Here is a 5,376-nt window from a genome sequence, read left to right as displayed (position 1 = left end):
TCGCCCTGGTCGTCCGCCACCGACGCGGCCCCCGCCGGCTCGCCCGCCGACCCGTCGTCCGTCCCGGCCCGCCCGTCCGCCTCGGCACGGTCCGTCTCCGACTCCGGCGCCCGCCGTTGCGACGGCACCGTGGCGGACGGGGCGCTCGTGACGGGGTCGGGGACGCCGAGCGCGCCCAGCGGCGGCCGCCCGCCCGCCGGCTCCTCCGTCGAGCCGGCCTCGGGGGAGGCGAGCGGCGGGGCGTGGTGCGTCGGCACCGGGCCGACCGCCATCACCCCGGTCGCCAGCGCGAAGGACGCGGAGACGGCCACCTTGCCCAGGCCCAGCATCCCGCCGGCCCCGGCCGCGCCGTGCGGGCCCCACTCGGCCGCGAGGCCGGCCGACTTGCCGGCGATCCTGGTGGCCGCCAGCCACGCCAGCGGCCCCACCGGTGCCAGCCCGCGTAACGTCGCGTTGAGGTCCACCAGCTCCAGGTAGGCGGACCGGCAGCGCGCGCAGCCGTCCAGGTGCCGGCGCAGCTCGCGGAACCCGCGGCGCCGCGACGGCCGCCGGGCGTAGGCGCCGAGCCGCCCCGCGTACTCGCGGCACTCCTCCTGGCTGGTCAGCGACGACGACACGTGGGCCTGGAGGTAGGCGGTCCGCAGCCCCTCCCGGGCCCGGAACGCCAGCACGGCCGTCGCGTTGGGGGTCAGGCCGAGCAGCGGCGCCACCCGGCTGACCGGCTCGTTCTCGACCGTCGTGTGCCACAGCACCGCCCGCCAGCGCTCCGGCAGGCTGCGGAAGGCGCGGGCGGCCATCGACCGGTCGGCCCTGGACATCGCCAGCACCTCGGACGGCGAGCTCGCGGTGCGGACGCCGGTCGCCAACTGGTCGGTCTCCGCGACCGGTTGCTCCATCCGCCCCTCGGCGCCCCACTGCGCGGCCACCCGGCGCAGGATGGTCAGCAGGTAGGCCCGCACCGAGGCGTTCGGCCCCGCCCCGGCCCGCACCAGGCGCAGCGTCCTGGCGAACACCTCGGCCGTCAGGTCCTCGGCGAGGTGCGGGTCGTGGCAGCACAGCCGGGCGTACCGCCGGACACCGGCGACGTGCCGCCGGTAGAGCTCGCCGTACGCCGTGTCGTCGCCCCGCCTCACCCGCGAGAGAAGCGCCTCGTCCGATGGCGCCTCGTCCCCCGTCTCGGTCATCAGACCCCCCGCTGACAGATGTGCGATCGGAATCGCCGATGACGCATGCCAACACCCAAGATCGTGCGCTCGATTTGGTCAAGACATCGGGCAGGCCCCGGCTCGGGGCCGCTTCACCCCAATGCCTCACATCCACACATCCCGCGCATCGTTGCTGGAATGACGCCAACTAGCCGAGGAACCCGAGCCGATGACGATGCCTGAGCACCGCGACGCACCCTGGTACCCCTCCGACGAGGCCGGCCATCCGGCCCTGTCGGAGCCCAGGACCGCCTCCCACCAGGCGTGGGAGCTGTCCGACGACACCACCCCGCTCACGGGGCTCGCCGGGATGTTCGGCCCTCCGATCCAGCACCCGCCGCGCGCCACCTCGCTGCCCAGGCACCGCGGCCGCCGGCGCCGCCCGCAGTGGGCGGACCAGCCGGTCAGGGTGCGCTGGGTGCGCTGGTCCAGCCTGCTGCTGGCCGCCACGGCCGCCACCCTGGTGGCGATGCTCAGCGTGCTCGGCGGGCTGATCTCCTACGGGCCGCTGCGCCAGGTCGCGAGCCCCGGCTCGTCGACCGCGCTCACCGCCTGCTGGCCGATGTTGATCTACGGCCCCTGGCTGGTCGCGTCGCTCTCCATCCTCCGCGCCGCCCTCCACCAGCGTCACGCCCGGCACTCCTGGGCGGTGGTCGTCCTCTTCTCCGGACTCGCCGTCGCCCTCTGCGTGGCCCACGCGCCGCCCCACGTGACCGACGTGGCCGTGGCAGGTCTGCCCCCCATCTCGGCGCTCGTGGCCTTCCAACAGATCGTCCGGCAGATCACCCTGATCAGTCCGCCGCGCCACGCGCTGCCCCGGCAGCGGATGCCCGGGACCGCGGGCCAGGCCGAGGCGGTGTGACACACCTCACTCCGGACCACGGGGCTCCCGGCTCCCGACGGCGCCGGGGAACGACGAAAGGCCCCCACCTGGTGTCCAGGGAGGGGCCTTGAGTGTCTTTGGGGTGAGTGACGGGACTTGAACCCGCGACCACCTGGACCACAACCAGGTGCTCTACCAACTGAGCTACACCCACCATGTGCCGCCGGGGCGACCGCTCAAAAGTGTACAGGGTCGCCGGGGGTGGTTCCGCCGGTTATCCCCGCACCCTCAGGAGACCACGTGCTGGGCGGCGATCCGGCGGGCCGACTCGGAGTCCGGGCCTGGCTGCGGGACGAAGACGGCCTCGCGGTAGTAGCGCAGCTCCGCGATCGACTCCCTGATGTCGGCGAGCGCCCGGTGGTTGCCGCTCTTCTCCGGGCTGTTGAAGTACACCCTCGGGTACCAGCGGCGGGCCAGCTCCTTGACCGACGACACGTCGATCACCCGGTAGTGCAGGTGCGACTCGAGCCGTGGCATGTCGCGGGCCAGGAAGCCGCGGTCGGTGCCGATCGAGTTGCCGCAGAGCGGCGTCTTGCCGGCCTCCGGGGCGTGCTCGCGCACGTAGTCGAGGACCTGCCGCTCGGCGTCCTCCAGGGTGGTGCCCGCGTCCAGCTCGTCGAGCAGCCCGGAGGCGGTGTGCATCGTGCGCACCACCTCGGGCATCGATTCGAGCGCCGCGGCCGGGGGGCGGATCACGATGTCCACCCCCTCGCCGAGCACGTTCAGCTCCGAGTCGGTGACCAGCGCGGCCACCTCGATGAGCGCGTCGTCGGCCAGCGAGAGCCCGGTCATCTCGCAGTCGATCCACACCATGCGATCGTTCATGCGAACAACCTTACGTCGCTCAGCGCGACCAACTCACTGCAACTCCCCTCCCGCGCCCCTGGCCGCACTTCCTTCACTCCGCCCCCTCAGGACGTCGGGCGCCCCCGCTGCCCCGGCAGGCGGGGCGAGAAGCCGTCGCCGACGGGCTTGGCACGCCCGGCCGAGCCGTCCTGCTGGCGCGCCCGGTAGGCGGCCCGGTAGGCCGCCGGCGAGGCGCCGAGCTGCCGCCTGAAATGGCCCCGCAGCGCCACCGGCGAGCGGAAGCCGCAGCGGCCCGCGACCTCGTCCACCGAGTAGTCGGAGACCTCGAGCAGCCGCTGTGCCTGGAGCACCCGCTGGGTGATCAACCACTGCAGGGGAGCGCTCCCAGTAAGGGCACGGAAGCGCCGGTCGAAGGTGCGACGGCTCATGTAGGCGCGGGCCGCGAGCGTCTCCACGTCGAACTGCTCGTGAAGATGTTCGAGCGCCCAGGCCACCACCTCCGCCAGCGGGTCGGCTCCTATGTCCTCTGGTAAAGACCTGTCCAGATGTCGCTGCTGCCCGGTCTCCACCCCGTTCCCCCGCCGTGGCGGGAGCACCAGCCGGCGGGCCAGGGCCGCGGCGGCCTCCGGCCCGTGGTCCTGGCGGACGATGTGCAGGCACAGGTCGATGCCCGCGGCGGTGCCGGCCGACGTCAGGATGTCGCCGTCGTCGACGAAGAGCTCCCTGGGGTCCACATGGACCGACGGGTAGCGCTTGGCGAGCGTGGGGGCGTACATCCAGTGCGTGGTCGCCGGTCTGCCGTCGAGCAGGCCGGCCGCCCCGAGCGCGAAGGCGCCCGTGCACAGCCCGACGATCCTCGCTCCCTCGCTGTGCGCGCGCCGCAGCGCGGCCAGCGCCGCGGCGGGTGGCGGCCCGGTGATGGACCGCCAGGCCGGCACGATCACCGTGCCCGCCCTGGCCACGGCGCCCAGCCCGTAGGGCGCGCGTAGTTCGAGGCCGCCGGTGGTGCGCAGCGGTCCCTCCTCGCCGGCGCAGGCAAGCAGCCGGTATCGCGGCACCCCGGCATCCTGGCGGTCGACGCCGAAGACGGACAGCGGGATGGAACTCTCGAACATGGGACTGCCGCTGAACAGCAACACCGCGACGACTTCGCGGCGGCGTCGGGCGGCGAGCTTTACTGCGGGCTCGGGGCCGTGCGTTGGGTCCTGGCTCATGCTCCTCAGTTCCCTCGGTCGTCGCATCCTCTCGGTCCTGCACGTTTCCCCCGACGTGATTGCCAAGATCGAATCTACTGTGTCAGGTGAGGTCGGCGGGACAAGTTCATCACTCGGCGCTAAATCGACATGACAACGTGGCGCGAAGCATTCGATCAGGAAGCGTTACACGTAGGAGCAGTTGGGGGAAGTGCGCCTTCCCCCTGTGACATGTCACGGATGGGGCTGACGGCCCGGCACGGCTCTCCCTGAAGGTATACCCACGAGGTTGGTGTGACGCGTGCGCAACGTGGTTCATCCAAGGGGAAGTTGGCTGAAAATAAAAGTCGTCAGCAAGAATGTCGCACCGGCCACACGCTGGGCACCACCGGCCGCGCAACCTTGCCCCGGGGGCGCGCGCCGGGCGCATCGTTGCAGGTAGGGCGGACATGTCAAGAAGAGAAGGCGCCGGGTCCGGCATGCGGTCACGCAGCGGCAGCGGAGGTACCGCAATGTGTCCGAAAGCATTGCGTCCGGGGCCGCCCGTAGGGCATGCTGCTCGGTCACGGTTCCGTGCCTGGTTTCAGGGGTTGTAAGCAGCGCCCCTGGGCACTAGGTACCTAACGCCGTACTCTGGAGGAGGAACCTGTGACGTCACTACCAACGTTCCTCCCCCTCCATCCCCGGCAAGACCCCGAGGTTTCCTCACTGACCCACCGCTGAGGCTCCGATGGCTGGATACGAGTTCCCCGAACCAGCGGATCGCAGGCGCGTCGTCGATCCCTCGTCCACGCCCGATCTGGTGGACGAGACGCACACATCGCACGACCCGGCGTTCCAGCATGGTGTGGTGGTCGGCTTCGACGGCTCGACCTCGAGCGAGCGGGCCCTGGCCTACGCGGTGGGCATGGCGAACCGGTCCAACTGCGGGCTGATCATCGTGCACGTCGCCAACCGGCTGCCGACCACGGTCTGGGCGGGCTGCGAGCCGCCGGCCCTGGTCGACGTCCCGGACCACCGCACCGAGGTGCTGGGCCTTGAGTTGGCGTGCGCGGAGCACCTGTCCGAGGTGCCCTGGGTGCTGCTGGAGCGCGGCGGGGACATCTGCCACGAGCTGGAGGAGGTCGGCCAGGAGTACGCGGCCGACGCGATCGTGGTCGGCACGACGCACGGCGTGCTCGGCCGGATCTTCGGCTCGGTCTCCGGCCGGCTCGCCCGCCGGGCCCGCCGCCCGGTGATCGTCATCCCCTGAGCCGGGCACTCCCCCGCGTGGGGCCCGGCACCGCCC

4 protein-coding genes, 1 tRNA gene and 1 pseudogene are annotated in these 5,376 nt (G+C 72.2%); 2 read left to right on the top strand and 4 right to left on the bottom strand.

Annotation, left to right across the window (positions count from 1 at the left end; translation table 11 throughout):
* Positions 1 to 1,184, bottom strand: a 1,184-nt coding sequence (locus E1283_RS31105; RefSeq protein ID WP_207930595.1) for an RNA polymerase sigma factor, incomplete at its 3' end; no start/stop codon positions are given.
* Between the two features lie 190 nt (positions 1,185 to 1,374).
* Here E1283_RS31105 and E1283_RS31100 point away from each other — a divergent pair.
* Positions 1,375 to 2,067: a DUF2637 domain-containing protein gene (locus E1283_RS31100; protein WP_132821516.1), complete on the top strand. Its 693-nt coding sequence runs from the start codon at positions 1,375 to 1,377 to the stop codon at positions 2,065 to 2,067.
* A gap of 99 nt (positions 2,068 to 2,166) precedes the next feature.
* Here E1283_RS31100 and E1283_RS31095 read toward each other — a convergent pair.
* The 3 genes and pseudogenes from E1283_RS31095 to E1283_RS31085 form a co-directional block, all read right to left on the bottom strand.
* Positions 2,167 to 2,242, bottom strand: a tRNA-His gene (locus E1283_RS31095).
* Positions 2,243 to 2,316: 74 nt separating this feature from the next.
* Entirely contained in the window at positions 2,317 to 2,913 is a 597-nt protein-coding gene (orn, locus tag E1283_RS31090) for an oligoribonuclease (protein ID WP_132821515.1), read from the bottom strand.
* Positions 2,914 to 3,002: 89 nt separating this feature from the next.
* Positions 3,003 to 4,109, bottom strand: a pseudogene (locus E1283_RS31085) (GlxA family transcriptional regulator); the annotation flags it as partial.
* Between the two features lie 709 nt (positions 4,110 to 4,818).
* Between E1283_RS31085 and E1283_RS31080 the strand changes: the two are divergent.
* On the top strand, positions 4,819 to 5,340 hold the full coding sequence (locus tag E1283_RS31080; RefSeq protein ID WP_132821513.1) for a universal stress protein: 522 nt from the start codon (positions 4,819 to 4,821) through the stop codon (positions 5,338 to 5,340).
* Positions 5,341 to 5,376: the final 36 nt, after the last annotated feature.

The sequence above is a fragment of the Streptomyces hainanensis genome (assembly GCF_004348415.1).
Classification (GTDB): Bacteria; Actinomycetota; Actinomycetes; order Streptomycetales; family Streptomycetaceae; genus Streptomyces; species Streptomyces hainanensis.
The sequence above is the reverse complement of the archived record's forward strand: the minus strand, read 5'-3'. Positions and strand labels throughout refer to the sequence as shown.